24 protein-coding genes, 1 tRNA gene and 6 pseudogenes are annotated in these 26,446 nt (G+C 65.6%); 19 read left to right on the top strand and 12 right to left on the bottom strand.

Translation table 11 applies throughout. The annotated features are described in order from the left end of the window. Positions 1-109: 109 nt before the first annotated feature. Complete coding sequence (locus tag IPK24_19055; GenBank protein MBK8077605.1) at positions 110-1,777, bottom strand: TIGR04141 family sporadically distributed protein; 1,668 nt, start codon at positions 1,775-1,777, stop codon at positions 110-112. Positions 1,778-2,030: 253 nt separating this feature from the next. On the opposite strand from IPK24_19055, the gene IPK24_19050 reads away from it, so the two are divergent. From IPK24_19050 to IPK24_19030, 5 genes and pseudogenes are all read left to right on the top strand, one after another. Beyond that, a complete protein-coding gene (locus IPK24_19050) occupies positions 2,031-2,576 on the top strand; it encodes a DUF1643 domain-containing protein (protein MBK8077604.1) in 546 nt (181 codons plus the stop codon). A gap of 215 nt (positions 2,577-2,791) precedes the next feature. Then, complete coding sequence (locus IPK24_19045) at positions 2,792-3,055, top strand: hypothetical protein (protein ID MBK8077603.1); 264 nt, start codon at positions 2,792-2,794, stop codon at positions 3,053-3,055. A 113-nt stretch (positions 3,056-3,168) separates the two neighbouring features. Continuing rightward, entirely contained in the window at positions 3,169-4,065 is an 897-nt protein-coding gene (locus IPK24_19040) for a hypothetical protein (protein ID MBK8077602.1), read from the top strand. A 41-nt stretch (positions 4,066-4,106) separates the two neighbouring features. Next, positions 4,107-4,634, top strand: a complete 528-nt coding sequence (locus tag IPK24_19035; protein ID MBK8077601.1) for a hypothetical protein — start codon at positions 4,107-4,109, stop codon at positions 4,632-4,634. Between the two features lie 7 nt (positions 4,635-4,641). Continuing rightward, positions 4,642-5,374 (top strand): annotated as a pseudogene (locus IPK24_19030) (adenylate/guanylate cyclase domain-containing protein). Positions 5,375-5,416: 42 nt separating this feature from the next. Here the strand turns inward: IPK24_19030 and IPK24_19025 are convergent. Together IPK24_19025 and IPK24_19020 are read right to left on the bottom strand one after the other, a co-directional pair. Then, complete coding sequence (locus IPK24_19025; GenBank protein ID MBK8077600.1) at positions 5,417-5,875, bottom strand: abortive infection family protein; 459 nt, start codon at positions 5,873-5,875, stop codon at positions 5,417-5,419. Beyond that, entirely contained in the window at positions 5,872-6,252 is a 381-nt protein-coding gene (locus tag IPK24_19020; GenBank protein MBK8077599.1) for a hypothetical protein, read from the bottom strand. The genes IPK24_19025 and IPK24_19020 overlap by 4 nt, the downstream gene beginning before the upstream one ends. 716 nt (positions 6,253-6,968) lie before the next feature. Here IPK24_19020 and IPK24_19015 point away from each other — a divergent pair. After that, positions 6,969-8,561 carry a VCBS repeat-containing protein gene (locus tag IPK24_19015; GenBank protein ID MBK8077598.1) on the top strand — a complete coding sequence of 531 codons (1,593 nt, stop codon included), beginning with the start codon at positions 6,969-6,971 and terminating at the stop codon, positions 8,559-8,561. Between the two features lie 247 nt (positions 8,562-8,808). Here the strand turns inward: IPK24_19015 and IPK24_19010 are convergent, their stop codons facing one another. Both IPK24_19010 and IPK24_19005 read right to left on the bottom strand, forming a co-directional pair. Next, positions 8,809-10,428 carry a serine/threonine protein kinase gene (locus IPK24_19010; protein ID MBK8077597.1) on the bottom strand — a complete coding sequence of 540 codons (1,620 nt, stop codon included), beginning with the start codon at positions 10,426-10,428 and terminating at the stop codon, positions 8,809-8,811. A 2-nt stretch (positions 10,429-10,430) separates the two neighbouring features. After that, positions 10,431-11,492 carry a hypothetical protein gene (locus tag IPK24_19005; GenBank protein ID MBK8077596.1) on the bottom strand — a complete coding sequence of 354 codons (1,062 nt, stop codon included), beginning with the start codon at positions 11,490-11,492 and terminating at the stop codon, positions 10,431-10,433. A gap of 563 nt (positions 11,493-12,055) precedes the next feature. Between IPK24_19005 and IPK24_19000 the strand changes: the two genes are divergently transcribed. From IPK24_19000 to IPK24_18940, 13 genes and pseudogenes are all read left to right on the top strand, one after another. Then, positions 12,056-12,421, top strand: a complete 366-nt coding sequence (locus IPK24_19000) for a hypothetical protein (GenBank protein MBK8077595.1) — start codon at positions 12,056-12,058, stop codon at positions 12,419-12,421. 319 nt (positions 12,422-12,740) lie between these two features. Beyond that, a complete protein-coding gene (locus IPK24_18995; GenBank protein MBK8077594.1) occupies positions 12,741-12,899 on the top strand; it encodes a hypothetical protein in 159 nt (52 codons plus the stop codon). Continuing rightward, positions 12,887-13,441 carry a methyltransferase gene (locus IPK24_18990; protein MBK8077593.1) on the top strand — a complete coding sequence of 185 codons (555 nt, stop codon included), beginning with the start codon at positions 12,887-12,889 and terminating at the stop codon, positions 13,439-13,441. The genes IPK24_18995 and IPK24_18990 overlap by 13 nt, the downstream gene beginning before the upstream one ends. After that, on the top strand, positions 13,438-14,613 hold the full coding sequence (locus IPK24_18985) for a DNA cytosine methyltransferase (protein MBK8077592.1): 1,176 nt from the start codon (positions 13,438-13,440) through the stop codon (positions 14,611-14,613). Before IPK24_18990 ends, IPK24_18985 begins: the two co-directional genes overlap by 4 nt. Beyond that, complete coding sequence (locus tag IPK24_18980) at positions 14,610-15,419, top strand: hypothetical protein (protein ID MBK8077591.1); 810 nt, start codon at positions 14,610-14,612, stop codon at positions 15,417-15,419. The genes IPK24_18985 and IPK24_18980 overlap by 4 nt, the downstream gene beginning before the upstream one ends. A gap of 376 nt (positions 15,420-15,795) precedes the next feature. Continuing rightward, positions 15,796-18,081, top strand: a complete 2,286-nt coding sequence (locus IPK24_18975; protein ID MBK8077590.1) for a type IV secretion system DNA-binding domain-containing protein — start codon at positions 15,796-15,798, stop codon at positions 18,079-18,081. 148 nt (positions 18,082-18,229) lie between these two features. Beyond that, complete coding sequence (locus IPK24_18970) at positions 18,230-19,018, top strand: replication-relaxation family protein (GenBank protein MBK8077589.1); 789 nt, start codon at positions 18,230-18,232, stop codon at positions 19,016-19,018. Beyond that, a pseudogene (locus IPK24_18965) lies at positions 19,019-20,020 on the top strand (site-specific DNA-methyltransferase). It abuts the gene before it with no gap. Positions 20,021-20,097: 77 nt separating this feature from the next. Next, complete coding sequence (locus IPK24_18960; protein MBK8077588.1) at positions 20,098-20,418, top strand: hypothetical protein; 321 nt, start codon at positions 20,098-20,100, stop codon at positions 20,416-20,418. Between the two features lie 263 nt (positions 20,419-20,681). Further along, positions 20,682-21,011, top strand: a complete 330-nt coding sequence (locus IPK24_18955) for a helix-turn-helix transcriptional regulator (protein MBK8077587.1) — start codon at positions 20,682-20,684, stop codon at positions 21,009-21,011. Positions 21,012-21,025: 14 nt separating this feature from the next. Then, the gene (locus IPK24_18950; GenBank protein ID MBK8077586.1) at positions 21,026-21,559 is read left to right on the top strand and encodes an ImmA/IrrE family metallo-endopeptidase; all 534 of its coding nucleotides are present in this window, start codon (positions 21,026-21,028) and stop codon (positions 21,557-21,559) included. A gap of 1 nt (position 21,560) precedes the next feature. Next, entirely contained in the window at positions 21,561-22,154 is a 594-nt protein-coding gene (locus tag IPK24_18945; protein ID MBK8077585.1) for a recombinase family protein, read from the top strand. 157 nt (positions 22,155-22,311) lie between these two features. Further along, positions 22,312-22,659 (top strand): annotated as a pseudogene (locus IPK24_18940) (recombinase zinc beta ribbon domain-containing protein). A 610-nt stretch (positions 22,660-23,269) separates the two neighbouring features. Here the strand turns inward: IPK24_18940 and IPK24_18935 are convergent. The 7 genes and pseudogenes from IPK24_18935 to IPK24_18905 form a co-directional block, all read right to left on the bottom strand. After that, positions 23,270-23,343, bottom strand: a tRNA-Ala gene (locus tag IPK24_18935). Positions 23,344-23,415: 72 nt separating this feature from the next. After that, positions 23,416-23,793, bottom strand: a complete 378-nt coding sequence (locus IPK24_18930) for a hypothetical protein (protein ID MBK8077584.1) — start codon at positions 23,791-23,793, stop codon at positions 23,416-23,418. A 140-nt stretch (positions 23,794-23,933) separates the two neighbouring features. After that, positions 23,934-24,209 carry a hypothetical protein gene (locus IPK24_18925; GenBank protein MBK8077583.1) on the bottom strand — a complete coding sequence of 92 codons (276 nt, stop codon included), beginning with the start codon at positions 24,207-24,209 and terminating at the stop codon, positions 23,934-23,936. Positions 24,210-24,824: 615 nt separating this feature from the next. Then, a pseudogene (locus tag IPK24_18920) lies at positions 24,825-24,950 on the bottom strand (histidine phosphatase family protein). 18 nt (positions 24,951-24,968) lie between these two features. Continuing rightward, a pseudogene (gene rsfS, locus IPK24_18915) lies at positions 24,969-25,346 on the bottom strand (ribosome silencing factor). Positions 25,347-25,384: 38 nt separating this feature from the next. Then, positions 25,385-25,949 (bottom strand): annotated as a pseudogene (locus tag IPK24_18910) (nicotinate-nucleotide adenylyltransferase). Between the two features lie 37 nt (positions 25,950-25,986). Then, positions 25,987-26,130 (bottom strand): hypothetical protein, encoded by a 144-nt coding sequence (locus IPK24_18905; GenBank protein ID MBK8077582.1) that lies wholly within the window; start codon positions 26,128-26,130, stop codon positions 25,987-25,989. Positions 26,131-26,446 lie beyond the last annotated feature (316 nt).

Below are 26,446 nucleotides of genomic sequence, written 5' to 3'. Positions count from 1 at the left end.
GGCGCACTCCGAAGCAGGGCGGCGTCGCTCCCTCCTCGTCACGTCGACCACCCTACGAGTCGTCACCGACAGTCCCCTCGCCCCGGGGAGGGCGGCACGGCGTGTCGCGTCAGTTCCTGACCTCCTCGCCCGCTCCCACGCCTGCGGGGAGGACCCCCGTGAAGTCGACCTGCGCCACAGTTGCGCCGACCTGCATGCGGCTGAGCTGCTGCACGCTGCGAACCAAGACCACCTGCGTGAAGGTGAAGAGTGTATCCGACGTGATCTCACGCCCGAGTGCCATGGCGTAGACCACCTGGCGGGGTCGCCAGTCTTCGGACAGAAGCTGGTTGGGACGCTCCTCGGCGACTCGCCGCCGCAGCTCAGCGCGGGCTTCGGCGTCGGTGATGAGCGCTTCGCAGGAGACGATGCCTTGGGCGAAGAGGTGGCTCAGGGGCGCGGACGAGTCGGCCTTCTTGACGTGGATCAGCTCGTTGTCGGGCCCGAGAAGGTCGCACAGCTCGATGCCCCGCGGGTGCTGCGTCGTATAGACGAGTTTCCGATCCAGCACCACGTAGCCGAGATCCGCCCCAACGCGCTTGTTGTAGTCCTTCTCCTCTTCGGCGGTACTCCAGGCGGGCATCGCCACCGGCGTGGGTTCGGCCAGGATGTCGGCGACCTGGCCTTTCAGGAACTCGAGGTAGCCGCTGCCTACCTCGTACCAGTTGCCTTGGCGGTAGAAGTAGTGCTGACCGTCCAGGGTCACCTCGGCCGTGATCCACTTGTTGGCCGTGATTGCTCGTCCGATGACCTGGGTGCCCTGATCGTCGGCCAACGCCTGGATGGTCATACGCGCAAGGTCTTCGAGCCACTGCTCGCCTGGTACAGATCCAACGGCGTCGGTGAGGAGCGCGACGTCGAGGTCGTCGACGACGACCGTGTCACTCCCGGGAACCCGCAACCGATAGGCCTCGGCTTCACCGTGCTCGTCATCGCGCTCGAAGGGGTACGCCAGGGCGACGCGGGCGGTTCCGGCGGCCACGTCGCCCGCGAGCTGCTTTGCGAGACGCGCCTGACGCGGATCCTTGGCTTTGAGAGTGCGGAGCTGCTCAACGAAGCGCAGTTCGTCGGCCGGCTCGGTCTCATCGGCAATGCGCTCGATCTCGTCCAAGTCGACCATGAGATCGGTAGCAGTGCGCGCGACGGGCATGGCCAGCGAGTCAGCGCCTGCGAGGCTGAAGTGCGTGCGGCCGGTGGTCGAGAACGTGAGGCCGGGTGCGCGGCCCTTGCCTACCAGGCGGCTGACGATCTCGCCATACTCCTCCACGACGAAGTCCTCGATGCGCTGCCCACCCGGTACCGAGTTGCGGTCAATGCGCGCTCGTCGCTCCAGGATGTGCCGGGTCACCTGGCGCACCTGCTCCGGGTCGAGGGATCGGATGGCGTACTTGAGGCCGAAGGCCTGCTCGACCTTGGACTGGTCGAGGAGGAGCCAGCCCATGCCGTAGGCCAGCGCCAGCGTGCGCTTGGGCCGACTGAGCAGGATGAGGCCGGCGGCCGTCTGGTTGACGAGACCCGGCGTCTGTCCGGTGTAGGCCTCAAAGACCTCAGCCCACTCGATGCTCCCGTTGACGATGGAGCCGGTCACCGTGAGGGCTGGATGCCCAGCCACGGTCGTCTGCCGCGCCTGGAAGCCGTCCTGATTCAGGTACTTGGACTGCACGCAGGCCTGCAGGTCGGTCTCCGAGCCCAGCGCCCAGATCGTTGTTCGGCGAGTTGGGTTCGGGCGACGCGGCATCTAGATCCCTTCGTAGGTGATCATTGTAACTGAACGGTCACCAAGGGTGAAAGCGTAAGAGTCTTCGATGCCAGGCTCTTGTCGAACGCAGCGGCGGTGTTGTCCGTGGGGCACAAGCAGCCCGATTGGTGGTCCGTCCCGCTTCGGCGGTGCGCCTGGGCGACGCCGCAACGAAGGAGAGCAAGCCAATCGACTGCTATGAAGGCGTCGGACCTCCTCAACGGCGAAACGATCACGAATAGTGGGTGAAGACATGACCCGGGCCGACGGCATCGTCGGTGGCACGCTCGGTGCGATCCTGCTCAATCCACCGCTGACTGCCGGGACGGCAACTGTTAGGCATCTGCGAGTCGCCGCCGATCTGCTGGGTTGCGCTGAGATCCAGGTAGCAAATCTCTTCGCCATCCCGACCAAGAGCGTCATCGAGATCAACGTCATCGGGAGTACGGCGGCCGGCTGGGAGGCGGCCCGTCCCAGCCTGGCGGCGGTCCTCGACTCGTCGACAGCACTTGTGGCCGGGTGGGGTGTAAGTGGCTTGCATGGTCAGGCGGCGGCGCATCAGCGCGAGCAGCTGAGCTGGATCGCTGAGCGGGTCGCCCAGGTGCCGGTGCCCTTGCCAGTCTGGACGCTCAACGGCGAGTCTCGTCATCCATCGCGGTGGCATCAATACGTGAGCGAGCGGCACGGAAGGGCAATAGGAAACTCCTTCCAGGAGCGGCTGGCCTCGGTTCTTCGACGCAACGAGGTGAGCGCCATGTGCATGACCCCCGCCCCATTGCCACGAGACTGTCGGACCTGACCGTAAAGGTTCGGTGCATGGAGATCGCCGACGGCGACCAGCTCAGCGGTGCGGCCATCCCACCCCTCCCCCGCGTCCGACCACCGAGGAAGCCATCTGGGATCTGCTGCGCTACGTGGCTACGACGTGAAGCGTGACCCCGGCCGGTCGTGCCGCGACAGTCACGGTCTTCGACGAGCTGGAGCGCATCCTCGGCCGGGCGTGGCCGAAGCGCTATGCGGCCGGAGGCGAAGGGGTTCGCGCAGCTGATCCGCTTCATCGGCCCGGCCAGCGAGATCCCCAAGGTCCTCATGTTCTTCACCCGGCTCCAAGTCGCGGTGGCGGAGCCGACCTTCGCGCCGGTGCTGTTCCTCCTCAAGAACCGGCCTGACTGGCACACCTGGCAGCACGGCCAGCTCCAGCTCGAAGTCAGAGGTTCGGCGAAGGCCGTGGGCTGGCATTCATCCCATGATTTGTGGTGCTCGGCGGATTGGTTGTAGCCGTGCAGCTGCGCTGCGTGACCGAACCTGTCGGTGGTGGCCCCTAGCCTCGTTGACGTACCGACGAGCGTGAAAGGAAATCACCAGTGACCGAGATCGACCTGAAGGCCCTGTTGGGCGACCTCGACGAGGCCGTGAAGACGGAGCTGGCCTCTACACCCGAGGTGGTGGATAAGGGCCACAAGCTCGACGTGAACGACCTGCCCATCACGGCCCGGCGGTGGCACAAGGTGACCGATGCCGTCGCGGTCGTCGCCGACCTCAAGAACTCGACGAAGCTCGGGACGGGCAAGTGGGCCGCCTCGACGGCCAGCATCTATGAGGCGAGCACGGGCGGGGTGGTCAAGGTGTTCGACCAGTTCGACGCGGACTTCCTGGCTATCCAGGGCGATGGAGCTGTCGCGCTCTTCTGGGGTGACCTGCGGTACGAGCGGGCACTGTGCGCTGGCATCACGATCAAGACCTTCAGCGTCGACATGGTCGAGCGGCTCGAGAAGCGCTGGCCCGACCTGCCCGAGACCGGGTTCAAAGTGGGCGTCGCGAGCAGTCGCCTCCTCGTGAAGCGCATCGGGACGCCGCGCAACCCTGCTCAGCAGGAGCCGGTGTGGGCGGGTAAGGCCGTGAACTACGCCGCCAAGGCAGCCCAGGGAGCCGAGCGTCACCAGATGGTGGTCACCGGCACCGTGTGGGACGTCGTGGAGAAGAACGACTACTTGTCGATCAGCTGCACCTGCAGCGACGGGCCGAGCGACACCCTCTGGAAGGACGCTGAGATCGAGCGTCTGCCGGACGGCGACGCAGAAGCCCAGGGCCGCGTCCTGGACGCCAGCTGGTGCTCGGTGCATGGGGACGAGTACTGCACGGCAGTGCTCGACGGCAAGCGTCACCGCGATGAGGTGACCGAGGCGCGTAAGGCCGTCGCAGCCAGCCAGATGCTGTCGGCGATCCGCAGCAAGGCCCGCAACGAGCGGGCGCTGCGCCTGGCGCACACGCGCGGCCTCGCGTCATGAGGCGACAGAAGCCCTCAGCTGCGGCTCCGCCTGACGCAGCGGTGACCGTGCTGGTGCCGCCTGACCCCGACCAGGCGTGGAAGGCGCTCTCGCTAGTCAATGACTGGGTCAAGCACGCTGAGACGAAGCTCGGCGTCACCTTGGCTGCTACCGGCGTGACGGGCGGGGTGCTGTTCAACCTCGTGAAGGATCGCGGGCACGCCAGCGCGATCTTCAACCTGTCTGCAGCAGTGTGTGGCGTAGCGATCTTCGTCGCAGGTGTGTGCGCGATGGCCGGCCTATACCCGCGACTCCGGCTGCAGCAGACACACCCGCCCGACACCGCCAACCCGCTGTTCTTCCATGATGTGGCCCGCGCGTACCAGGGCGACTCGCCGAGCTACGCAGCCGTCCTGCACACCCTGGCGACGAACCGAGATGACCTTGTGCGCCACCTGAGCCAGCAAATCCATGCGAACGCGACGGTGGCGCAGCGGAAGTACCGCTGGGCGGACCGCGCCATCCGGGCGCTCCTGGTCGACGTCCTGACGCTCGGCGCGGTGGCCACGATCATCGCGATGAAGAGGTAGGGCACTGGTGGACAGCAACTACAAGCCGTATGACCACATCGCCAGCTTCGCCCGGTTGGATAGCATCCTGGCGCAGTCGCAGTCGAGCTACGAAGAAGTTGACGCACTGCCGGACCGCGATCGGCTGACGTACGCCAACGGCTTCTATGCCTACTGCTCCGCCCTGTTCGTGGACATCCGCGACTCGTCCAAGCTGCCCAGCAAGTACCAACGCCCGGAGCTGGCCAAGCTCTACCGCGCCTACATCTCCGAAATGGTGGCAATTCTCAACGGCACTCGGTTGGCGCGCGAGGTCAACATCGTGGGCGACGGGGTGTGGGCTGTCCTCAACACGCCGGCTAGGAGCAACATTGACGAAGTCTTCGCCGTTGCGGGCCCGTGTGAACACCCTGGTTGAGGTGCTCAACTACAAGCTCCGCAAGGCTGGGTACACCGACCCCATCCGGGTGGGGATTGGTATGGCTTATGGACGAGCACTGATGATCAAGGCTGGCTACAACGGTAGTGGACTGGCGGATGTCGTGTATATGGGTGACGTCGTGAATGCCGCCGCCAAGCTAGCGGCACAGGGCAGCAAAGGGCTCTTTCCTTCACCACCCATCATGATTGATGACACATTCGCTGGGAACCTCGATAAGGACAACGTGAGACTGGTCAAGAAGGATTGGTCTCTTGGCTGCTATGTAGCCAACGTCATCGACCCCAAGATGCACGACTGGTATGAGGAGCACTGCACGTAGTAGTAGCCGCCGCGAAGACTCCCCTTACATAGTCCTAGATCATCAATCAGACTTCCTCCAAGGCGCGCCCGGATCTCCGAGGGTGTCGAGCATGAACTCGCACCAGAGCCGCGCCGCCGACACAGCTAGATGAGCGTGGCGCGCCGATAGGCCCACACGCGGGCCGCCTGTGCTATGCCCGGTGCCGTAGCCACGGTTGCGTAGCTCGGCCACGCCTGCCGCGATGCTGGTGACGGCTCCAAGGATGCGCTTCACGCCGTCGCTGCCGTCGGGGCTGGGCTGCGCGGTCGTGGGGTGAACCCTGAGCGCGACTTGCGCTTCGAGGACCAGCTTCGGGAGGTCCCACGCATCGTCTACCGGTCGCCCGGTCTCACGAAGGACGATCTTGGCGGTGCTCTCGATGAGCTCCTTGGCCGAGCCGATGGCTTGGGCAGGGTCGCCTGCGCCGATTGCTCGGGTGATGCGGTCCAAGTGTTCGCGTATTGCTGTTGGGTCGCTCAAGCTGGCAAGGCGCCCTCGCGCAGTGAGGCAACTGGGCCGCCGCCGATGCGGCCCTCGTCGTCAACCTTGTAGCCGTCGCGTTCGATGGCCTCGTAGGCCGTCTTCCGGTACTCGGGATCGACATGCTTCGCGGTCTGCTCGAAGACGCGCACAGCACGTTCGACCATGTTTGGATCGGCCCAGTCCACCGCGTCGAGGTAGCCCTGGTAGAGGGCTCGTCTCTCGCCGCTCTCGGTGGGTGAGGGTTGCGCGGGCATGAAGCCCTCGTCCTGCCACAAGCCATGGATCTCGCGGACGACGATGGCTGGGGCGATCTCACGGAAGGCGCGCCGCGCAGAGCGACTGACGATGTCGGGTTGTGCAGTATCCGTACTCACTGGCGTACTCTACTTTCCGCCACCGACGGGGCGGTGTGCTGCCACGAGCCTCGCCAATGACCGCGGGAAGGATCGTTCTCGGTACTCACTATTGGAGTCCATGAAACACGGGGTTCGCGACAACTTGAGTACCGCGAGCCCTGCTCGGAGCCTCAACGATCCACACCTCCATTCGCCTTCTGGTCCCTCAACAACGCAAGAGCTAGCCATCGAGGTGGAACGGATTGTGCAGACGTTGTGACCTAGGTTCGCATCCACCCCTTCGGGCGCATCAGAGAAACTAAGGATGCGATAGGTGGTATACCCATGCCCAAACCACGGAACAGTGTCTGTTGCGCGAATTGACGCCTTTGTCCGGAGAATGTCCTGCGTGGAGGGTCGCGATAACTCGACTGTTCCAATACCTGCCCATTGATATCCATCCCGCGTGCTGTGCCAGGCTACGAACGCGACGACAGCCACCGCCGCTAGCTGCAACGCATGCACGCCAACTCGCTTTAATCCACCAGAATCGAGACCAAGAATCATTGAGTCACTCATGTGAATGTTTCGATTGTACAACACATCAATACTTACATCGAGAGGCTGGTCTTGCATTTTCTCACGATTCCATACATAATATGCTCGCGTATTTCTTGGCTCCGCAGTCGCCTGCCCTCACTAAGGCAACTGCGGAGCCTGGGAAGCGTAGTACCAGGCCCAGAAGGGAGCTCGTCGTGGAAACGACGACTCTCTCAGCAAGGCGCCGACCCGCGAGCGCGGGTATTGCGTTGATGCTGGGGATTCTCCTCGCAGTGCTGTCAGGGATCGCGTCAGCGCTTCCTGCCCACGCGGCCAGCAACGACTATCCGGCTCAATGGCGTGAGCCCAACGCTGCGGATAGCGTGGTTGACGACTGGGGGTACTGGAACCGCGAGTGCACTTCATTCGTGGCATGGCGCCTCCACGGGCGCAACGGCTTCGAGATGCCTCGGGCCATCGGAGACGCTGGACAGTGGCGCGATTGGGCGGTGGACAACAACTACGCCGTCGACAGCACTGCTGCAGCCGGCGCGGTTGCTTGGTGGTCGGGGCATGTGGCTTGGGTGGAGTCCGTGAACAGCACCAATGTCACCATCGAGGAATACAACTTCGATACCGGATCGGGCACCCATCTCTACAACACCCGAACCATCGCGGCGAGCACAGTCACGAAGTTCATCCACTTCAAGGACATCTTGACGCAGCCGCTGAACGACACTGATGGCGACGGGGTTCTCAACGCCTCCGACACCTGCCCCACTGACCACGGATACTTCTCGTGGAACTGGTGGACAGGATGTCCCGTCGGCCGCTACGACACTCCCTACCAGGTGTCCGGCGACTTCAACGGCGATGGCAAGGCTGATGTTGCCGTCCTGGCCAGGGCAGGCGCCCCGGGGACCAACCTATGGGTGTTTCCTGGATCTGCCTCCGGACTTGGCAGTCCGGTCTTCCGGTGGCAGAGTTCGACCTGGTATTGGGAAGGTGAGAAGGTTCTCGCCGGCAACTTCAACGGCGATCAGTACGGTGACCTGGCCGTCCTCTACAAGACGGGGAGCGCATCGGCAAGCCTCTCCTTCTTCTATGGGAGCGCTGTTGGCCTGACGTCGCCGACGCAGGTCTGGGCTGACACCTGGGCCTGGCAGAATCTCAAGCCGTTGGCTGGCGACTTCAACAACGATGGGAAGACCGACGTTGGTCTTCTCGCGAGCTGCGGTTCGACCTGCTCGAACTTGTGGGTACTCAACGGAACCGCGAACGGGGTTGCCGCTCCAACAATCGGCTGGTCCGGTGCTTGGGCATGGACGAACCTGAAGCCCTTCTCCGGCGACTTCAACGGTGATGGCAAGAGCGAGGTCGCCATGCTGACCAGGTGCGGCACAGCGTGTGCGAACCTGTACACGTTCAACGGGGCAAGTAACCCCACGTTCGTCTGGAATGGCGCCTGGACCTGGGAGAATCTGAAGCCCTTCTCCGGCGACTTCAACGGCGACGGCAAGGCGGACGTCGGTATCCTCGCCCGCGCGACACCCAACTCCAACCTGTGGGTGTTCAACGGATCAGCAACTGGCGTATCGGCGAGCCCGACCGTGACGTGGAGCGATGCCTGGACCTGGGAGAATCTGAAGCCCTTCTCCGGCGACTTCAACGGCGACGGCAAGGCCGACGTCGGGATGTTGGCCCGGTGCGGCGCAGCCTGCTCGAATCTCTGGGTGTTCAACGGGTCAAGCAGTCCCGCCATGGCCTGGAACGACAGCTGGGCCTGGCAGAACCTGCTGTTCAGCTGAACCTCTGGTTCATCGGGCACAGGTCGCTACTCAACGGGTAGCGACGAACAGGTAATCAACTGGATGTGACAGTCCATCCGGAAGTCGGACGCCCGCCGGAGCGATATACCGGCACCAACCCGAGTCTTCTAGCTGATTTAGAAGGTTGGGGCTGGTGCACCGTGCAAGGCGTCGTCAGTACGAACGCAGCCACTTACTCAATCGTGACCTCGTGCCCCTCAGCTGGCGGTTGAGAAGAGCCTACTCACTAGCGCATCCATTTCCTAACGGACTTCCAGGGAGATTGGGGCGGTGGCGCCTTCTTACGAGGGGGAGGAGGCCAGCGGTCAGTGTCTCTTGTCAGACTGCCTTGGGCCGCCATCGCTAGCCAGCGTGCCCAGCGATCGACGAACTCGTCCAGGTCCCCGGCGACCAGGCGTGTGAGTGGCCAAGCCTGTTTGATGTAGCTTGATTTGCCGTTCATGACGGTGCCGAGGTAGTCCCTGATCCACGTGTGTTCAAGGGCGTGAGGACGATACTGCCCCTCGGTGGTGGGACGGCACTCATAGCAGTCGCAGCCCTCGGTCACGCGTTCCCTGAGGTGAAGGTGGTCCCCTTTCTCGAGGACGTGGTCGCCCTTGAACGCAATCTCGTGCCAGGCAAAGCCAGTAGAATGGGGCGGATTGCAGTAGTAGAGGGAGTGAGCGCGGCCGACGAACGCATACTTGCCCGGCACGAGCCGCCCGACGGCAATCGTGCTTGACGCTAGGACTTCAAAGGGCATGGGGTCAAATACTTCTTGCCCAGCCCGAGGATAGCGTCCGGGCTCTTTGAGATTTGGGGGGTGTAGCGCCAGACCCGCCGGACCAGCGCGTAGGATCTTGAGCCCCTCACTTTCGGTCAAGGTTAGTCCGTCGACGGAAGAACGAAGCCGGTCGATGACCTCGTGCTGAAGTGCAGACAGTTGCCCAGCCGCAGCCTCCCGCAACGCGGCGCGCTTTTCGGCCGCAGACCGCTCTTGAGATCTTCGAGCGCCCTGAACCAGTTGGCTTCTGGTGGTGGCGACCTTGGCGTCTTGGAGCATGCGGATGCCCTCGCTCGCCGAGCGCTCGGAAGGTCGGAACTTGAGCCTGCGGACGAGTTCATCCGCCGATGGCCGGGCTTCGGGGGCCTTGGCGAGACACTCCATGACGAGGACTGCCACATGGGGCGGCGCCCCTCGGAGATCGGGCGGTACATGATGCAGCTGTTGGTTTCGGTATTCCTCGACTTCCGGCCCCCGGAAGGGATGAGTGCGCGTCAGGGCTTCGTGACAGATCACGCCAAAGGCGTAGATGTCTGCCGCTGGGGATACTCGCTCACCGCGCCACTGTTCGGGCGCGGCGTAGGCCGAGGTGGTGCGTCGGTTCCTTGACTGCAGCGTCGGTGTTGCGTCGGCGTAGCGCGAGATGCCGAAGTCGCTGAGCCGCCAGGCGCCGTCCCACCACAGCACATTGCCTGGCTTGAGGTCTTGATGAACCACGCCGCGCTCGTGGATCTCAACCAGGTCGGTGGCAATCTCGATCAAGATCGGATATGCCTCGTCGTATGGCAGCGGCTCCAACATGTCCAGGTACACGTCAAGCGGTGGGCCAGCTAGGGGCATGAGGAGAGCGAAGTGTGAGTCAGTCTCGCCTGTCCCCCAGACAGGGATGACCCCGTGGAGACTCTTGACGCCTTCGGCTATGAGTAGCTCGCGGTCAGCACCAGTGACCTTCTCCACGAGCTTGACGGCAGCCGTCTGCCCCGCCCTGGAATGACACTCGTACACGACACCGTGTCCGCCCTCTCCACCCGGTAGACGCTCGCCGAGCGTCCACTCCTCGTCTCCAATCCGGATGAGGAGCATGGTTACTCGCCGATCGGTCGCGCGGGATGCAGACCGGGTGTGGGTCGGGGCGCTGGGGGACGACGCCGGGCCTCGTCAGCGATCCGACGGAGCTTCGGGAAGTCCCTCCCAGCCATCGCTGTCAGAACGCGGGCGGTTCCTGAGTCTCCGTCCAGCACCGCAAGGAACAAGTGCAGCTCGGAGATGGCCATCCTGCCGTCCTGCTGCGCCAGCTGGTGCGCATGCTCCAGCTCCGGGCGGAGTGTCCAGTCGGGCGGACTATCAGGTTCGGCCTGCTCGTCCAGTCTGTCGACCGTCTCCCGGAGCCAAACCTCAACCTCATCGGCGAGGCCGGGACGAGCACCCTGGAGGCAGATGCTCACCCGTCTGTCGCGCAGGCTCATGAGCGCGCGAAGCAGGTCTGGCGTGTAGTACTCCCGCGGCACGGCTGCGCAATGCAGGCGAGACTTCTCCAGCGCGCGGAGCACCCCAGCGTTCATGGGGAAGGGCGTCGGGTTGACGATCTCCGGCGAGACTGGCAGCGGCTCGACGGCATGGGATGAGGCGGCGAGAGTCGCGTGAGCGGCCTCCCCGAGCATCGAACGGATCGTGCCGTCCGGGATGAGGCACGCACGAAGGAACGGTGCGAGGACTTCGGGCGTGCGCTGCGCCGCACGGCTGAAGAGGATGATCTCGTCGGCGAGCGCGCCTAGGTAGGGCTCGCGGCCCTCCCGAAGCTTGAGCACATCCAATCGCGGCGATCCTTTGACCGCCTCGGCCGCAGCAATTCGCCCGCTGGAGTCGTTGCGCACCCCTCTCGTCTCGTCTCGTGGACTCACGCCGGTGAGCGCCGCGGCAACCAGAAGGTCCCGGGCTGCTCCTGGGCCGGCTTTCACATCAGTCAGTACAGACAGCAGGGCGAACAACGCGAAGGCGGGGGTTACACCATCGCCCTTGGCAGCCAGTTTCACCGGCTCGAGCGCTAGCAGATTTTGCTGCAGCGCGAGGTTCTCGGTACCCGAGCCGCGCCTGACGAGACGCTGAAGCTCGTTGACTAGCTCGACTCGAAGCACCTCGTCGGACACGGACTGCGCCCCTTTCGTGTAGGCATGCGGCAAAACAGCTGCATTGTCTCTGTCATGTCTTCGGCGCGAGCCAACAACATGACTTCGTCCAGCATGCCTGGCTGCTTGGTGGCGTCGCCAGGGTCGAGGGTCGGCGGCGCGAGCGTCGGGTGCCTGGTTCGGCTGGCATGAGGCCGCACGCGAACCAAGTTGACCACTGAGTTCATAACTGAGTTGCAGACTCATTCTAGGAAATGTCGTCTTCATTTCCGAATCGAAGCGAGTCGCCTACCGACTAACAGATCAAATCGATCTATGTTTTGGCCTCCCAACTTCATACCTTGAGATCCCTCGGCCACTCGTACCAACGAGTAGGCCATTTATCGAGATCTGGAGGCAGGTATGGGATCTGAAAATGGAGCGCTGCGCCGAATTCGCGTTTGCGGAACGGCCGCCGCTCGGATGATTTCTCAACACTGGGGCTGCCCGGAGTGCGCAGGTGAATTCGGCCGCCGCTCATCGGGTGGGTGCGAGACGTGCAACCCGCCCCGTCGGCCCCGCACTCTCACCCCCGAGGAGGAGCTGTGAGCGTGATGAGTGGCGGCTTCGACCCGGACGGGCATCGCCTATCCCGATACGACGACAACAGTCGCCAGCTCGACTGGCGAGCCCGCCAACAGATCGAGCGTATGAAGGACGAGGCGGCAGTTTCGGATGCGGCGCAAGAGGTGGCGGCCAACCGGGAGGCTCGCGAGATTGAGCTGTCGCTGACCAACGGCAAGATCCTCGCCAGTCAGGCCATGCAGCACGTGGGGGAACTCCATCACGAGGCCCGGCGCATCATTCAAGGCGACCGCGACGCCGAGTACACCTGTCGCGAGATCTTGAGCGTCTACGCCCTGGCGAGTGCGCAGGCCATTGGGCGCTACATGACACGGGGGCCGCGGTGAATCAGTCGACGCTCGTCGAGCTGGCGGCTCTCGTGTCCGTGGTCAGTCTCCCGGTCATTACTGGGCTAGGGGTGTGGGTGGCGAGTCAGCTGCGGCAACGCTCCCAGCCGGCCCGAATCCGGACGTCTCACCTACCGCATCCCCGGCGGGAGAGGGCGCCCGGCGCTTCGCCTTCGGGGGTTCGCGTGAGTTCAGAGCCCAGCCGGGTTGCTTCGTATGAGTTGGACGCACATCTTGCCCGACTCGACGAGATTGCCGAGCGGGCGATCTCTCGCTTGCGTCGTCTAGAGGATCAGTCGATGGAACGCCGGAGCTACCGATGAAGCGGCTGGCGTGGATGGCTGTGCTCGGCATCGCGGTCGTCGTGACGGTGCGCGTCCTCGACTGGGTGGCGGCTCCGGTGCTCCCGGCGCTGGAGACGCTGCTCATCGTGGCGGCCGTGGCAATGCTCATTACGGGCGGGCGGTGGTCCAGGTGAGCGCGGAGACGCGGTACCGGACGATCCTTGCCGATCCGCCGTGGGGCACCAAAAACCTCGTCGGCCGTGGTGGCCCGTCGGACCACTACCCACTCATGCCGCTCGACACCATCCGCGCCTTGCCCGTCGGCGAGCTGGCCGAAGACGACGCGCACCTGTGGCTATGGGTGACGAACTCCGACATCTTCGAGCAGATCTCGGTCATGGAGGCGTGGGGCTTCTCGTATCGGTCGTGCCTGACCTGGATCAAGCCGCGGTTCGGCATGGGGCACTACCTGCGCAACCAGACCGAGCACCTGCTGCTTGGTGTGCGGGGCAAGGCTCCGGTGCAGTTCAAGGGTCAAGGCACGTGGACGTACGCCCCGCTCCAGGACCACAGCCACAAGCCCGAAGAGCAGTACGCGATCATCGAGCGCTGCTCGCCGGGGCCGTACCTGGATCTGTTTGCGAGGCGGAAGCAGCCGGGCTGGGACGCCTGGGGCAACGAGGTGGACTGCGACGTCGAGATCGCGACGCCTGGAGTGCGGACGGTGACCCCATGAGCCAGTTGACGGCGGTCTCACTCTTCGCTGGGGTCGGCGGCTTCGACCTCGCACTCGAACGCAACGGCGTCAGGGTGGCCGCTTCCGTGGAAATCGACAAGCAGGCAAGCACTGTCCTGTCCAGGCGATTCCCCAACTCGGTTCTATTTGGCGACATCAAGGAGGTAACGGGTGGACAACTCATTCAAGCGGGCTTTCGTCCCGAGGCAGGCATCATCACCGGAGGGTTCCCGTGCCAAGACCTCAGCGTGGCAGGACGACGTGAAGGCTTGGCTGGACAACGATCAGGACTCTTCTGGCACATTGTCCGCCTGCTGGGGGAGACGCAGTCGCGCTACTTCATTCTCGAAAACGTCCCTGGGCTTCTCTCGTCTCGTCGCGGGGAGGACATGGGAACCGTCGTTGCCACGCTGGTTGAGCTCGGGTATAGCGTCAGCTGGCGAGTGCTTAACGCTCAATACTTCGGAGTCCCACAACGGAGGCGTCGCGTCTTCATTGTCGGAAGTCTTGGAGCACACTGGCGGTCACCTAGCGAGATACTCGCTCTCGTCCCTGGCCGCCGTTGGTATCTTGCGCAGAGCGGCGGCGCGCGGAAAGACATTGCCAGCCCAACTGCAGGCAGCCCTCGAAGCCCTGGCATCCTCGGCTCCAGCATCGTAGGGTCGCTCGCGGCTCGCGATTTCAAGGGCGTCGGAAGCCAGTACGTCAACGAAAACAAGGTTGTCGTCGAGAGCGCGTCCGTCGTCCTCCCGATTCACGACCAGGCCACTCGCCACGCAGGCAAACGGGGCGACAAGCAAGACGGCAAAGGCAACGGCCTGGGCATCGGAGGCGCGGGCGACCCGATGAATACCCTGACCAGGGGGGATCGTCACGCCGTCGCGTCTCTTGCCGTCAGCATGCATCACCGCGAAGGCAAGGCCAACGACGAAATACTCGTTGCGTCGACCGTCCGCCGATTGACTCCTGTCGAGTGTGAGCGGCTTCAAGGATTCCCGGACGGCTGGACTGACGGCCAGGCAGACGGCCATCGCTACACGCAGATGGGCAACGCCGTTGCTGTGCCGGTGGCCGAATGGGTCGTCTCTCGCTTGGTCGCAAGCCATGACGGGGCGCTGGATAGCTGGCCCGGACGGCGGCCTGTTGAGCACGTCGACCGGGACGAACGATGAGTAGCCCGAGGCGGTCGCGCTGGCCGCTCATCATCATCGGGGCGTCGGCGGGGACGGCGACCTGGTCCGGGTGGGTGGGCCTCGGCTCACTCACCGGCTTCGGCCTCGTTCACCCGCTGCCGGGGATCTGGGACGGGCTCGTGATCAACACGGCCATCACGCTGCCGGTAGGCGTGGAGGCGTACGCGGTGTACGCCCTCGCGGTGGCGACGAGCGGCCGGACGCTCTCCTCCGGGGCGCGGCGCTACACCTGGGCCTCAGCGGCGGCGGCGCTCCTGCTTGGTATGGCCGGACAGGTGGCGTACCACCTGCTGACGGCGGCCGGCGTGACGGCCGCGCCGTGGTGGGTGGTGACGGCGGTTTCCTGTCTGCCGGTTGCGGTGCTCGGCGCGGCATCCGTGTTGTGGCACGTGGCTGGGGTGGCAGACCGGGCGGTGGCGGCTGTCACGCTGCCCGTCCCGATTCCCGAAGATCAGCCTATGTCCTCCGAGACGCCCGAGCCGGTTTCGCGGGAGGCAGCTTCCGGGTTGCCCGAATCACGTATCGCGGCGTCCGCTGTCGAGCCGCCCCGCCTTACTAAGCAGCGGGCTCGGCGGCCACGGCGCACTCCGCCGCGCCGGGAGCGGGCGGATGCGGCGACGCTGGCCGCCATGGTGGATCAGACACGGACGCTGCGCCCGGACGCAGGCGAGCCAACGGTGCGGCGGAGGCTTGCAGAGGCGAACCTGGCTGCTTCCGGAGCGCGAGTACGCGCGGCAATCGCGGCAGCCCGGGCTGCAGACGTGCAGGGGCCGGCGACCCCTTAGCCCGTGACTCGGCACCGCTAATCATGTACCTGTGCATTCGTCCAGGAAATTGCAGATGCCGTGAGACAGGCGCGCCTGCATTTCGCCTAAAGAAATGTGGCATGCCTGCAACGTATAACTAATCCCACGTGGTAGCTCGGCGTCCTCGCAATTACGAGCGACAAGCAGATCTGTGTTGCGGAGCAGCCACGTGTATTTGAGCTTGTGAGGAGGGGTATATGGCAAGAATCATCAAAGTAACTGGGATTCGACGCAAGGACCCGGACGTGCATCTGTTCGTGCTTGCACTTATCGAACTAGCCCGGGAACTGGAGGCCAAGGAGCGCACCGCCAAGCCCGCTACTTCCACTACCAGGTACGAGACGGGAGGTGACCTATGAACGATCTTGCCCTCATTATCTTCTGGCTCTCATGGCTATGCATGGTGTTTGTGTTCGTCACCCTGACGGTGCGCGCCGGGAGTCGGGCACGCTTCAGCGAGGAACTCGTGGCGTACGCCGTGACCTTCCCGCGCGGCACGAGCCCGGCGCAGGTCGCCGACCTCCTGGCTGGAGTCTCCGGCCTCGTGGCCTACCGCTGGCAGCGGCCATTCTCTGTGCGTGCCATCGCCTGGGAGGTCACCGCGACGGCGGACGGGATCATCCACCACCTGCTGGTGCGGCAGATTCACGCCGCCACCGTGCTGTCGGCGCTGCGGGCGGCCGTCCCCGGCGCCCGGGTCGCCGAGGACCCTTCCTACCAGCCGCCGCAGGTGAGCCTGGCCTGTCAGCTCGGTCAGCGCGGAGCACACCGGGTACTGGCCGAGGGCGCGACGCCGCGGGTGGCCGCTGCACTGCTGTCGAGCCTCCAGCCCTTGCGGGACGGCGAGACGATCAAGGTGCAGTGGGTGCTCCAGCCCGCCGGCCCGTCGGGCGCTATCCCAACCGCCACGCCGGCCCGGCGGAGCAGTAACCGAGGGCTGCTACCCCAGGTGATTGAGCGGGCTGTGTCGACGCCACCCATGGATCAGGCGGCCGTGGCCGACTGGAAGCGCAAGCACGCCGCGCCCGTCTTCATCGCGACGGGCCGCGTTGGGGTGGTGGCGGCTTCGACTGGCCGGGCACGGTCGCTGCGGGCGCAGGTGCTCGCGTCGCTGCACACCGCCAACGTGCCGGGTGCTCACTTGTACCGGTCGTGGTGGCCGAGCCGTTGGGTCGCCTCGATGATGCACCGCCATCTGACGCCCCTCGTCGCAACACCCGCGCTGCTCAACGCTGACGAGCTCGTCGGACTGCTTGGCGTGCCTCTGGCCGACGTCATGCTGCCTGGCCTCGTCGCGAGCGGCACCCCTGCCCTCGCCCCCATCTCCGAGATCCCCAGCTACGGCCGGGTCGTCGCCCGCTCGTCGTTCCCGGGCGTCGAACGCAACCTCGCTCTGTCACTGCCGGACTCGCTGCGGCACTTGCACGTCATTGGTCCGACGGGCGCAGGCAAGTCGACGCTGCTGCTGGGGCTCATCTCCCAAGACATGCAGGCCGGGCGGGGAGTCATCGTGGTGGACCCGAAGGGCGACCTCGTCGCGGATGTGCTCGACCGCATCCCGCCGGAGCGAACCGGCGACGTCGTCGTGCTGGACCCGGCCGACGAGGAGCGGCCCGTCGGGCTCAACTTGCTGGCTCGTCCCGACGACAGCCCCGAGCTCGTGGTGGACCAGGTCGTCAGCATCTTCCACGACCTCTACAAGGACTCCTGGGGGCCGCGAACTGACGACATCCTCAGGGCAGCGCTCCTGACCCTCGTCGGGGTGCCACGCATGACGCTCGCCGAAGTGCCACTACTACTCACCGACCCGAGCTTCCGCTGGCCCCTCGTCGGACGCATCAACGATCCCGTTGCCCTCGGCCCGTTCTGGGCCTGGTACGACGCTCTGAGTGACGGCGAGCGGACTAACGCCATTGGCCCGGTCATGAACAAGCTGCGCACGTTCCTGCTGCGCAAGCGCCTGCGCAACATCATTGGGCAGGCCGAGCCGACGTTCGACTTCGACCGGGCGCTGGCCGAGCGAGCCATCGTGCTCGTGCCGCTGTCCAAGGGTCTGCTCGGCGAGGAAGCCGCAGCACTCCTCGGGTCGCTCGTCGTCACGCGACTGTGGCAGGCCGTGCAGAAGCGGGCCGGACTGCCTTCGTCCGAGCGGCCGGCGACGTTCGCCTACATCGACGAGTTCCAGGACTACCTGCACCTGCCGGCCGGCATTGAGACGATCCTGGCGCAGGCCCGGGGGCTCGGCCTCGGGCTGACACTGGCGCACCAGCACCTCGGCCAGCTCCCCACGAGCGTGCGCGAGGCCGTCCTGGCTAACGCCCGAAGCCGGGTCATCTTCCAGGTGGCCGCCCACGACGCTGGGGTGCTGGCCCGGGAACTGGCACCGCACGTGAAGGCCACGGATCTGCAGGCGCTCGGCCGCTACGAGGTCGTCACGACGCTCGCCACAGGCGCGCGGGTTGCCCCACCTGCCACCGCCGTTACCCTCCCGCCGCCTCCAGTGACTGGCGTGGCCGCGACCGCCCGGTTGCGCTCACGCAGCTACTACGGCGCGGATCGCGGGCAGGTTGAGGCAGCGATAAACGCCCGGCACCGGGGCACGCCGGACGCTGCCCCAACGGGACGGAAGGCTCGCCGATGAGCACCTCAGCCCTCTACCCAAACCAGCGCGCCGACCATCCGCTCGCTCATCAGTTCGCGTCGATTGCTCGGGCGCGTTCTCCCAGGCCACAGGCCGTTTGCAGCGCGAAAACGCCCGGGAATGTCTTGTCATCTCTGGAGGTGACGTCATGACGACTTCTATCACGCGCAGGCGCTTGGCTCGCGTCCGCCTGGAACTCACCAACCGGGACTGGCAGGTCATCCATACGCTCGCCAAGGTACGGCTGGCTACCTCGACTCATCTTGAAGATCTCCACTGCACGGACATCACCCGGCGGCGCGCCCAGGACGTCCTACGGAGCCTGGCCGAGCGACGACTAGTGACCCGTCTGCCCCGCGTCATTGGGGGCGTCCGAGCGGGTTCCAGAGGCCACGTGTACGCCCTGGACGTCGCCGGGCAGCGGGTGGTCGACCAGGCCTCCGGACGTCGCCCACGGCCGCCACGCGCCGTTGGACCGGCCTACGTCGACCACGCCCTCGCGCTGACCCAGACCTACGTCGACATCGTTCAGGCGGAACGCCGGGGCGAGCTGGGCATCCGGGAGTACGAGGGCGAACCGATGTGCTGGCGCAGCTTCTTCGGGGTCGGCGGTGTCCGCGCCACGCTGCGGCCGGACGCCTACACCGTCCTGCGGGTCGACGGCTACGAAGATCACTGGTTCCTGGAGATCGATCGCAGCACCGAGTCGGCTGCGGTGCTCGGCCGAAAGATGGAGCAGTACCTGGGCTACATGCGCTCAGGGAAGGAACAGGCGCAGCACGGGATCTACCCCAAGGTGCTCTGGCTCGTTCCCGACACCACCCGAGCACGCGTCGTATCCAAAGTGATCGAGCGCCAGCCCCTGACGCTCAAGAGCGTTTTCCTGGTCGCGCTCCAGTCCGAGGCCGTCGCCCGGCTCAAGCAGGGGGCGGCATAGATGGAGGAGCTTGTACGCAACCGCATCCTGACCGGCGACGCCCTGACCCGGCTCGGTGGGCTACCCGAGGCATCCGTCGACTGCGTCGTCACATCTCCGCCGTACTTCGCGCTGCGCGACTACGGAACGAGCGGCCAGCTCGGCCTGGAGGGCAGCGTCGGGGAATGGGTCATCGGGCTGCGGGCTGTCGCCCGAGGCATGGCGCGGGTGCTCAAGCCGACGGGCGCGTTCTGACTCAACCTGGGCGATAGCTTCTCGACGCACCAGCGCTATGGCGCGGCACCCAAGAGCCTGCTGCTGGCTCCGGAGCGGCTGGTACTGGCCCTGGCCGAAGACGGCTGGGTCGTGCGCAACAAGGTCATCTGGGCGAAGACGAACGCTATGCCTACCTCGGTGCGGGACCGACTCGCCTTGAACTGGGAAGTGCTGTTCCTGCTGGTCCGGTCGCCCGCCTACTACTTCGACCTCGACGCCATCCGGGAGCCGCACCGGAGCGTCTCGCGCACCCGGACATCACCACCTTCTCCGACCGCCAGGCAGGTAGCGGAGGGTTGGACGGGACCGCTGGCTGCCAGCCGGTCTGGACTCGCCCTGCTGAAGGCTGAGGGTCGCGCTGGTCACCCGCTCGGCAAGAACCCCGGCGACGTCTGGCGCACGGCGACGAGCAGCTTCCCGGGCGCGCACTTCGCCACCTTCCCACCCGTACTCGTGCGGCGGCCCATCCTGGCGACCTGCCCCCGCTGGGTGTGCAGCCACTGCGGTCTGCCGTGCGCACCAGACCAGGCCACGCAGCTGACCACCGCTGGGCCGTCGTGCGGCCTTGCGGTCGACCCCAGGCCAGGCGTCGTGCTCGACCCGTTCTTCGGCTCCGGCACCGTCGGGCTGGTAGCCCAGGAACTCGGCCGCGACTGGCTGGGCATCGAGCTGAACCCGGACTATGTGCGGCTGGCCCAGCAGCGCCTGGGTTTAGCGGATGGCCCGCCCATGGCAGCGGCAGCGTGAGGCCCCTCGCCGGTGGCCTGCAGCCGTACTCGTCATCCATCCCGGGTGGCCGGCTGCAATCCCACCGAGGAGGTCCGATGTCCGAACCAAGCGGACGCGGGTACAAGACCATCGCGGTGCGGCTGCCTGACGATGAGCACGCGCAGCTCGTGCTCATCGCGGCGCTGGAGGAACTGTCGCTCAACGACACCCTCCGGATGGCAGTCCAGCACCTCATCGCCGCCAAGCGTGACGGCGGTGATCTGGCGGCTCAGGCGGCCAAGGCGCTCGCGGCGATGGAGCAGGAGGCCGCGACCAAGCGCGCTGCGCTGCAGGCTCTCATGGGCCCGACCCCGGCGACGAGCGAGCCCGCAGGCGAGGAGCCTCGCGGGCGCAGCCGCCGCCCCAGCACGTCCTGAGAATCAGGCCGTGTATCGGTGCGGGAGGGGGAAGCATATTGCTTTCTCCTCCCGCACTCACCCAACAGTCAAAGTCAATGTCTGATATTCCAATTCTAGACGATAAGGGCAGCCTACCCTTTAGGAAACATAGCGTGGAACGAGGGCAACAATTCCTTATAGAATCGAGAATGAATAGACCGGACGGAATTGGGAGGTGGTCAATAATGTCTAGAACAAAGCTACAGCCGGTAAATGATGAGGCCGCTCGGCTCGGTGCATATGTGCAACAGCTACGATCTGAGCGGAAGCTGTCCATGCGTGGCCTCGCCGCCAAGGCAGGCGTGGACTTCTCCTACATTTCACGCATAGAGAAGGGACTCGTCGGGGCACCGACCGCCCGTCAGCTCTACAAGATCGCGCGGGCGCTCGACATCGAGGTGGCCGACCTCTACTCAGAGGCAGGCTTCGTCGACCCGCACGGGCTGCCCGGCTTCGCCCCGTACCTGCGCACCAAGTACCAGCTACCCGACGAGGCAATCCAGCAGCTGGAAGCGCACTTCCGTCTGATTAATGAGAAGTACCGGTTGCCGAGACCGGAGGGTCAGGGCTAATGCGTGGCACCCTCATGGTGCTGCGCGACCTGGCTCCGCTTCACCGTCTGTCCCAGACGGAGGCGCTCGACGTCGCCGAAGCGCAGGCCGAGGCGCTGCTGCGTCTGCTGGCTGTCGTTGCGCCACCCGTCCCCGAGGAACGACTGGCGGCCATTCCACTGGTTCAGGTTGAACGCGTGACACCGACGGAGGCGATGGCGGCGACTCAGTGGAGTCACGGTCGCTGGCTGATCCTCGTCAACGGAGCGGCGCGCTTGGGGCGACAGCGCTGGAGCCTCGCTCACGAGTTCAAGCACATCCTCGACCATCCGATGGAGACGATCTTGTACGCCAAGGACGCCCACGAGCTGCGTGAACAGGTCTGCGACTACTTCGCCGGTTGCCTCCTCGTCCCACGGAAGTGGCTGCGAGCAGCCTGGCGCTCCGGCACGCGCGACCAGGGCGCACTCGCCAAGCGGTTTGGCGTGAGCCGCAAGGCCATCCGCATCCGACTACTCCAGGTTGGGCTGGTGGATGCCAAGTCCCACTACATCGTTAAGGAGGTATGACATGACAGCAGAGCTGACACCTACCGGCGGGACGTTCGCCGCGCCCACTGCAGTGATCTACCTGCGCGTGAGCACCCCGAGTCAGGTCAAGACCGACTACGACCCCGAGGGCATCTCGATCCCGGCGCAACGCGAGGCCTGCCTGCGCAAGGCCGCCCAGTTGGGCGTGCGCGTGGTCGAGGAGTACATCGAGCCCGGCAAGTCGGCCACAAGCATGGATAAGCGGCCTGCGTTCCAGGAAATGCTCCATCGCATCCGCACGATGCGGGACGTCAACTACGTGATCGTCTACAAGCTGTCCCGGATGAACCGTAACCGGGTTGACGACGCCCTTGTTATGGCCAGCTTGCGCAAGTACAAGACCACACTCATCTCGGCCACCGAGAGCATTGATGAGACGCCCGTCGGCCAGCTCATGCACGGCATGCTGGCGGCCTTCAACGAGTACCGATCGGCTGAAGACGGCGCGGACATCCGCTACAAGATGGCGGAGAAGGCCAAGCGAGGCGGCACCCTGGGCCGAGCCAAGCTCGGCTACACGAACGTGCGCGAGCGGTTTGAGGGACGTGGAGGTGCGCACCGTCGTCCTGGATGAGGAACGCGCACCGTTTGTTGCCCTGGCGTTTGAGCTGTTCGCGACCAACCAGTACAGCTTCGAGCGGCTGGCCGACGAGCTGACGACCCGCGGCCTGCGCACCCGCCCCGGCCGTTACCCGGCGGGACCGGTGACTGACTCGAAGCTCGCCGTGATGCTGCGCGACCGGTACTACCTCGGCATCGTGACCTTCAAGGGCATCGAGTACCCGGGGCGGCACGAACCGCTCGTCAGCCAGGAACTGTTCGACCACGTTCAGGTGATCCTCGATGCCCGAGGCGTCGCCGGTGAGCGGAAGCGTGTCCACGACCACTACCTCAAGGGCAGCTTGTGGTGCGCCCGCTGTCACGCCCACGACAGAAGAGGGCGGTTGATCATCACGAAGGTCACGAACCGGCATGGCGCGGACTACTGGTACTTCCTCTGCCGAGGTCGCCAGGACGGAATCTGCGACCTGCCGTACCTGCCGATGGAGCATGTCGAGGACGCCGTCATTGACCATTGGGGCACCCAGACACTGCCCGAGGACTTCGTCATGCGAGCCCGTGCGAACGTGACTGCGACGCTCGACGACACGAACGCCAGCGCCAGGCTGCTCCACGAGCAGCTGACGGCCGAGCTGGCGAAGATCGACGTGCAGGAGGAGAACCTGCTCGATCTTGCCGCCGATGCAAGCCTGGCCACCGACAAGATTCGAACCCGCCTCACACGGCTCCAGAACCAACGGCACGGCATCCAGAAACGGCTCAAGGCCACCGACGACGGCATGGAACAAGGCGCTGCCGTACTGCTATCTCAACTCGATCTGCTCGCCCATCCCCAAGCGCTCTACCAGCGCGTCCCCGATCAAGGGCGACGGCTCCTCAACCAGGCGATGTTCGATGAGCTGTTAATCGACCGGGGCGACGACCTGGAGACCAAGGTCGTAGACCAGACGTACACCGAGCCCGTCCGAGGTCTCATGGCCTCCGCGCGAGCGTTCCGCCAGCACGCTGCGGCCACCAGCCTCGCATACGACAACAGGCCCACCGCGAACGGCGAGCCTGCTATCTGGGGAACCTTGGCGGGGCTGCTCGATCCCGTCTCTTTGGACGGGGGTTCGAGTAGAACCGCCATGGTGGAGCTGAGGGGATTCGAACCCCTGACCCTCCATGCCATGGAGGTGCGCTACCAACTGCGCTACAGCCCCGTGGAGCGGAGTGAGTCTATCCCGACTTCCCCTCCGGACTCCAAATCGATACTCGCCTGCCGGGCCGACCAGTCAGCGCTGCCGGGGCGGTCTGCGGCGTGCACGCCTTGAGGCGTCGACCAGCGAGGCGAACTGCGCTGGTTCGAGCACGGGTCGACCGCGCCACGGAGACATCGTGGTCAGGTCGGCGTCCGCAGACACCACCAGATGTGCGCCGACGGCGAGAACGAGGTCGAGCACCCTGTTGTCCTCCCAATCAGGACAATCCCCGACGGCCGGCGGTGGATCGACCAGGCCGCCCCCCGAGGCGTCCGCGAGCTCGCCCAGCAGCTCGACATAGGCGTCCGCGCGCATGGTGGGCCATCGCAGGTAGTCGACCAGCACCGTGGCGGTGTTCACCAGGATGTGGGGCGACAGCCACAGCCCGAACTCAGCGGCATCGTTGATCACACCGAGGCAATCCGCACAGGGGTTGCTGGTCGTGGGGGGCGGCGAAGGCCAGCTCCGAAATGCCGACTCGCCATCAGCTACAGCTCGCACCAGGACGTTGACGTCGAACACCACGGGTACGGCCACCGGGCCGGGAAGGGTCACGGGTTCGACACGTGCTCGCCGCGGGGACGCTTCTTGTAGGCCCGACGAATGCCCTCGAGCAAATCGCCATCACTCAGGTTCTCGCCCGCCAGCCGTTCGGCGCTCTCGGCCTGCAGCTCGCGCAACCTCTCGGCTCGGGCCAACGACTCCATCACGGCCAGGGTCGCCCTCAGATACGCGGAGCGATTGCCTGCGCCGAAGTACTCGACCAGCCGAGCAAGGCGCTCCTGATCCTCGTCCGCCACCGCGAATCCCACCGTTGTGGTTGCCATGAACGACATTGTCTCCGCCATGAGGCGCAGATGCAACGCAGATGCAATCCGCTGCTCAGGACGCCGGTGCGTCCGGCGCGCTCAGGTTGAACCGCTCCAGCACCCAGCCGCTGCTCCGCACCCCCAGCTCGGCCCAATGGGCATTCCCGAAGCCGTCGAAGGTCCGGTAGAGCGCCAGGTCGCGCGCGACCTCCTCGGCGCCCTCGCCCGATCAGACCCAGCAGCCGCAGCATCGCCCCGCGCATCGAGGCCCCGTGCGAGACCACCACGAGCGTGCCGCCGTCCGCCTCACCGGTCATCGCCTCGGCGTGCCGACTGATACCGCCCTCGCAGCGCACCCAACACTGCCCCAGCGACTCCCCGCCGCCGATGACCAGGTCCTCCCCCGCCATCCAGCGGCCGTACTCGTCCGGGAAGCGCCGCTCGATCTCGTCACGCAACAACCCCTGCCACGCCCCGCCGTCCTGCTTCGCGCAGCGCGTCGTCCAGCTCCAGGTCGACGCCGAGCGCTCTTGGCCAGCGGCTCGGCCGTCTGTCGCCCGGGACAGGTCCGAGGAGACTACCCGGACGGCGCCGCAGCGCCGCGGCGTCCGCCAACAGCTCGCCCAGGTGGGCCGCCGCGACGGCCGCCTGAGCCAGCCCCACGTCGTCCAGCTCGACGTCGAGGTGGCCCTGGAACCGGTTCTCGGCATTGGACGCCGTGCGCCCGTGCCGCAGCAGAACGAGCCGTCGAGCGCTCACTGCGAGATCACCACCAGCTCACTGGCTCGGGTTGCGCGGCATCACGGGCAGCTCGAGGGGCGGACAGTCACGCCACAGCCGCTCCAGCGAGTAGTACTGCCGCTCATCCGTGTGCTGCACGTGCACCACGATCTCGCCGAAGTCGAGCAGCACCCAGCGGGCCCTCGCGCTTCACCTTCGCGGCGCAGCGGCTTGGCCCCAGGCCCAGCAGCCGCTCTTCCACCGCGTCGACGATGGCGCGCACCTGCCGATCGTTGGGCGCCGAGGCGAGGAGGAACACGTCGGTGATCACCAACTGCTCGCCGACGTCCAAAGCGCCACCACGTCGGACGCCAACTTGTCGGACGCCGCGAGCGCCGCGCGACGGCCAGGCTCCCGTGCCCGCTCCGGAAGCACTCACCGAATGGACCTTCCCCAACAGTCGACGGCGAACCAGGGGCATAGAGCCCGTATTTGGCGATGTACTGAACGACACCGTCCGGCACCAGGTACCAGACCGGTTCGCTCCGGGCCCCACCTGATCCCGGCAGTCCGTGGACGAGATCGCCAGCGGCCGGCACCTCCATCAGCGAGACCCGGTCGGCGGGCAAGCCCGGCATCGTCTCAGTACGTGGCCCGGCCAATACCCGACGAAGTGGGCCAGCTCGAACAGGCTCGCCGCCGTCCTTCCACGACAGGATCTGAGCCAAACGCATCGGCGCCGGTCATGAAGAACAGATCTGCCCCGGAACGCTGCTTCTGCAGGTCACGCAGGGTGTCGATGGTGTAGGTCGGACCGGGTCGGTCGATGTCGACCCGACTCACGGTGAACCGCGGGTTGGACGCCGTGGCGACCACGGTCATCAGGTAGCGATGCTCGGCCGGGCTGACCTCACGGTCGGCCTTCTGCCACGGCTGGCCCGTGGGCACGAACACGACCTCGTCGAGGTCGAACCTGGGGGCCACCTCGCTCGCGGCGACCAGGTGGCCGTGGTGGATCGGGTCGAACGTGCCACCCATCACCCCGAGCCGGGTGGGCTTGACCACTGGTTAGTGGCTACCTTGTCCCTGCGCGCCGGTCGAACCGTGAGCGACGAACGCCGCTGGTCAGGCGGTGGGCCATCGAGCGGAACGCCAAGGTGACCGCGAGCAACAGGGCGAACACAGCCAACGCGAGCAGGCTGAACCACATCGCGTCCATCGGCAGTTCGTTGACGACCCTTCGGCTAACCTCGGCGCCTGATCCCTTCGAACCGTTTCCCGCGCGGGCTAGGCGTCAGGCAGGGCAGCGCACAGTCTGGTCACGGCCGGAGGCGGGTCGCGTGCGATGCACCCGGCCGTGGACGCGAACGAGGGAAGGACTACACCACGATGGACGACGCCGGTATCCTGCAGGCCCGGCCGGTGCGCGAACCGGTCGAGCTGAGCGTCGTCGTCCTGATGTACGGACGAAGAGACGCAGTCCTGCTCTCTTCGCAGCCCGGTTGCGCCTCCCGTGCTCGACGGCGACGGTGAGC

This window comes from Kineosporiaceae bacterium (assembly GCA_016713225.1).
Taxonomy (GTDB): Bacteria; Actinomycetota; Actinomycetes; order Actinomycetales; family Kineosporiaceae; genus JADJPO01.
The sequence above is the reverse complement of the archived record's forward strand: the minus strand, read 5'-3'. Positions and strand labels throughout refer to the sequence as shown.